The 3,701-nt window shown below is 46.7% G+C and carries 4 protein-coding genes; 3 read left to right on the top strand and 1 reads right to left on the bottom strand.

Translation table 11 applies throughout. The features are described from left to right. A partial coding sequence (locus H6F50_RS22850) for a homocysteine S-methyltransferase family protein (protein ID WP_190430464.1) occupies nucleotides 1-737 on the bottom strand: 737 nt, incomplete at its 3' end. Nucleotides 738-1,454: 717 nt separating this feature from the next. Between H6F50_RS22850 and nblR the strand changes: the two genes are divergently transcribed. From nblR to H6F50_RS22835, 3 genes are all read left to right on the top strand, one after another. Continuing rightward, nucleotides 1,455-2,150 carry a response regulator transcription factor NblR gene (gene nblR / locus H6F50_RS22845; protein ID WP_190411932.1) on the top strand — a complete coding sequence of 232 codons (696 nt, stop codon included), beginning with the start codon at nucleotides 1,455-1,457 and terminating at the stop codon, nucleotides 2,148-2,150. Between the two features lie 141 nt (nucleotides 2,151-2,291). Beyond that, nucleotides 2,292-2,828, top strand: coding sequence for a DUF192 domain-containing protein (locus tag H6F50_RS22840; RefSeq protein WP_190430465.1), 537 nt, complete (start codon nucleotides 2,292-2,294; stop codon nucleotides 2,826-2,828). Between the two features lie 634 nt (nucleotides 2,829-3,462). Continuing rightward, complete coding sequence (locus H6F50_RS22835) at nucleotides 3,463-3,654, top strand: DUF2949 domain-containing protein (RefSeq protein WP_190411931.1); 192 nt, start codon at nucleotides 3,463-3,465, stop codon at nucleotides 3,652-3,654. Nucleotides 3,655-3,701 lie beyond the last annotated feature (47 nt).

The following is a 3,701-nucleotide window of genomic DNA, read 5'->3' as shown; positions in this document are numbered from 1 at the left end:
GAGTGCTGGCAAAGATACTTGATATGCTCAGCCATCCGATCTGGCCCCGTGGCACAGTTCAGTCCGAGAATATCAATCGGGTAACGTTCCAAAATCGTCACTACGGCGCTAATCTCAGAACCGACGAGCATTGTACCCATCACTTCCATCGTCACCGACACCATCAACGGGCGTCGTTCTCCCTTGCGCTGAAAGACTTCCTCAACCGCATTCAGTGCTGCCTTGATTTGCAGCACATCCTGACAAGTCTCGACAAGAAATAAATCGACGCCGCCGTCGTAAAGCGCCTCAGCTTGCTCTTCAAAGGAAGCTTGCAGTGTGTCAAAGTCAATATGTCCCAGCGTTGGCAGCTTGGTCGTTGGCCCTATCGAACCCGCTACAAACCGGGGTTTCTCTGGGGTCGAAAATTCCGCCGCCACGCGCTTCGCCAGTTCCGCCGCCTTCTTATTTAAATAGTAGGCTTGATCCGCCAGGTCGTACTCTGCAAGCACAATCGAGGCACCGCCAAAAGTATCTGTTTCAATCACATCGGCACCGACTGCCAAAAAGTCCCGATGCACCTTCTCTACCGCTTCTGGTTTGGTGTGTACCAGATACTCGTTACAACCTTCGTATTCTGGCCCTCCGAAGTCGGCGGCGGTGAGGTTTTGTGTTTGGAGGTTAGTTCCCATTGCGCCATCGAAGACGATGACAGGACGTTCAGGACTGTGGAGGCGAGTCAAGAAGGGGCTGGTCATAGATGGCGGCGTCTTTATGAATAGGTAGTTGCGTTAGGCTTTGAACGATCAGCTTAATCTATTTTGCAGACTTTCTCGTTTTCGGAAGTAACTAAAATTATGAAAGTGCAAGACTGTAACGACGTCTTTTGTTGCATAGCAGTCATTTCCTTAAGAAGTCAGAATCTATTTTAACCGAGATTAGTAGTTTAATTGAGCAAAGCTAAGCCATCAGTCTGAAACCTGCTTTGCATTTATTTAAGGCAAGACTTAGACAAAATTTGCAAAATCCCGGCTCCGAGGAAGGGGAGAGATCGCGTCTTCCAGTCAGGTTGAAGAAAGCCTGAGTAGACTTTTATAAAGAATTGATGAAGAAAGCGATCGCTCCTGATTAAACTGCTTTTTTTATTAGTAAAAACAAGAGTTTTTGTGAAAATTAAATTCTGCTAACTTTGCATCTAGGAGGGGGTTGCCTGTCGTTATTTACCCTAACAATCGTTTTCCCCCTAAATCCCTGTTTTCAAGGAAGATTTATTCCGGTTCTCCTCAAGTTATCGGGGAATTAGGGGAATCTTAGGTCTGGCAACTTATTTAGGCGATCGCTACTTGCCCCTCGCTCTCCCTATCCTGTGTTTTATACTAAGCATGAATACTTACCTACATTGAAGGAAGCAGCTAACGCTTGCCAGTGTAGTTAAACTGAGATAACAACGCAGCAAAAGCGCCCCAATGTAGCCTATGTCTCCTGTTACTTTTGACCGCACTCCCTGTGTTTTACTTGTCGAAACCGACGAAATTCTTGTCCAACGTGTCAGCATGGATTTGCGAGAGGCTGGGTATACGACTGTGGTTGCACCAGACACCACCAGTGGTTTTCATCAAGCTTGCGAACTTCAGCCAGCTTTAGTCGTCGTAGATCGAGTGCTAACAGGGGATTCAGGATTGAAATTGTGCAACCAACTGAGGAATGCCGGTTCTCGCGTGCCAGTGCTGCTGTTGATGGCTCGCGATACTGTAGAAGATCGAGTTGCTTGTCTAAATTCGGGTGCCGATGACTACTTCCTCAAACCCTATCGCACAGACGCTTTTTTGCAACTGGTGCGCCTCTACTTACAGCCGGAAGCGGGTGCTAGCGAACAGTTACGGTTTGGCGAACTGGTTTTAGACTTGTCTACTCGCAGAGCGATGCGGAATGGCCGAGTAATTGACCTGACAATGAAGGAATTTGAACTTCTAAAATATATGATGTCGCATCCCCGTGAGGTTTTAACCCGCGAACAGATTCTAGAAAATGTTTGGGGATACGACTTTATGGGAGAGTCGAATGTGATTGAGGTGTATATCCGTTATTTGCGTCTCAAAATCGAAGAAGAGGGCGAGAAGCGCCTGATTCAGACAGTGCGAGGTGTCGGATACGTTTTGCGGGAAGCTTAGGTTTTGAGTTTTGGGCGTAAATATCAAGGATTAAGGATGAATTTGGACTGGAGAGAGCAGCGCTTAGGCACATCTGCCAAAAGCGATCGCAATGTGAAAAAGCAGGCAAGTTTAGTCGTCATGATGCTGGCAGTTTTGCTGATGGGATGTTCGGCATCGGTGCCATCAACCTCCTCTCAGAGTGGGGAACCCGCGCAACCATTGCAGCAGGCGTCGCCAGTATCAGCACCGACATCAGCACCGACGACCCCTGCACAACAAGCGCACTCATCACCGGAAGCATCACCCGCACAGAATAAGAGGGGTCAAACTTTGCCAATTTCAGCCAAGGCAACGATGGCAGGTCAGGTGATTCAGCTAGAAGTAGCGCGGACTCCCCAACAACAGCAAATGGGGTTAATGTACAGAACATCTTTGGCGGACGATCGCGGGATGCTCTTTCTTTTCAATCCACCGCAACCGATCAATTTCTGGATGAAGAATACCCTCATCCCGCTGGATATGGTTTTTATGCTGGATGGAGTGGTGAAAGCGATCGTTGCCGATGTCCCTCCCTGTAAAACCAGTCTTTGCCCCACCTATGGTCCCAATACGCCCGTTAACCAGGTGATTGAACTCCGGGGAGGACGCGCTGCGGAACTCGGTTTGAAGGCAGGCGATCGCGTGACCATTCAGTAACTCAATACTAAGACAGACCGACTTTCTGGCTGTCTTTTATAGTCCTTATCGAAACGATTTAAAAATTTACTCGTTCTTTTAACCTATTTGTCGCAAAAATAAGCTACTCTTTCCCAAGAGAGAGTTTAAGACTGCAAATTTCAATTATTGTTACGCTTAAACCTAGATTCTCGCTTCCAGAGACATGGTTCTTCCAAGAATGAGAGTGCTTTGCCTGGAATTTGGTGTGAGGTGAGAGGCATAGACGCTCTAGGCAAGCAAATCTCTCCTAATACAGAGGGATTTCAGTGAATTGCTAAAGAAAATATTAAGCAAAGTTCACTAGCAACAGTCGGCTAAGATTTCAGAAAAAAGGGGAGTGAGCCTAAGTTTTTAGTCTTATTCTCTAGGTCAGCCCGGAAGGGATGCCTAAAGTCCTGAATCTAGTATGAGCATTCTTCTGTTAATACCCATACCGGCTGCCGTAATTGTCACACCAGGCTGGTGATCTGAAACACTAGCGTTACAGTGAGTAGCGGCAAAATAGTATAAAAGGAGTCGAGTAAAGGTGGACAGATAAAATACTGACTACCGTTACTCAACAAACCAAGGTTTAAATTACAAAATAGATTCAACAAAGGGGGTAAAAGCCATCATGGCACCTACGAATTTTTCTCGATTTCTCCGTTTTCTTCAAGAAGATTTAGCAATATCTAAGGCATCGATTGCGATCGCTTTGCGGCGTCGGGAACAAGATCCTGGCCCGTTGCCGATGATCCTATGGCAATACGGTTTAGTAACGTTGGAACAGTTAGATCAAATCTATGACTGGTTGGAAACTGCATAAGGCTTGATGATTCGGCGAGGAGCAAGAAAGTCATGTCAGAGCAATTG

It is taken from the genome of Coleofasciculus sp. FACHB-712, assembly GCF_014695635.1.
Lineage (GTDB): Bacteria > Cyanobacteriota > Cyanobacteriia > Cyanobacteriales > FACHB-T130 > FACHB-T130.
Note: the sequence above shows the minus strand (reverse complement) of the source record. Positions and strands in the feature narration are given on the sequence as shown.

Bases quoted from the DNA above. Each gene is read 5' to 3' on its own strand.
- H6F50_RS22835 (WP_190411931.1), top strand. From the start codon at position 3,463: ATGGCACCTACGAATTTTTCTCGATTTCTCCGTTTTCTTCAAGAAGAT.
- H6F50_RS22840 (WP_190430465.1), top strand. From the start codon at position 2,292: ATGGGATGTTCGGCATCGGTGCCATCAACCTCCTCTCAGAGTGGGGAA.
- nblR (WP_190411932.1), top strand. From the start codon at position 1,455: ATGTCTCCTGTTACTTTTGACCGCACTCCCTGTGTTTTACTTGTCGAA.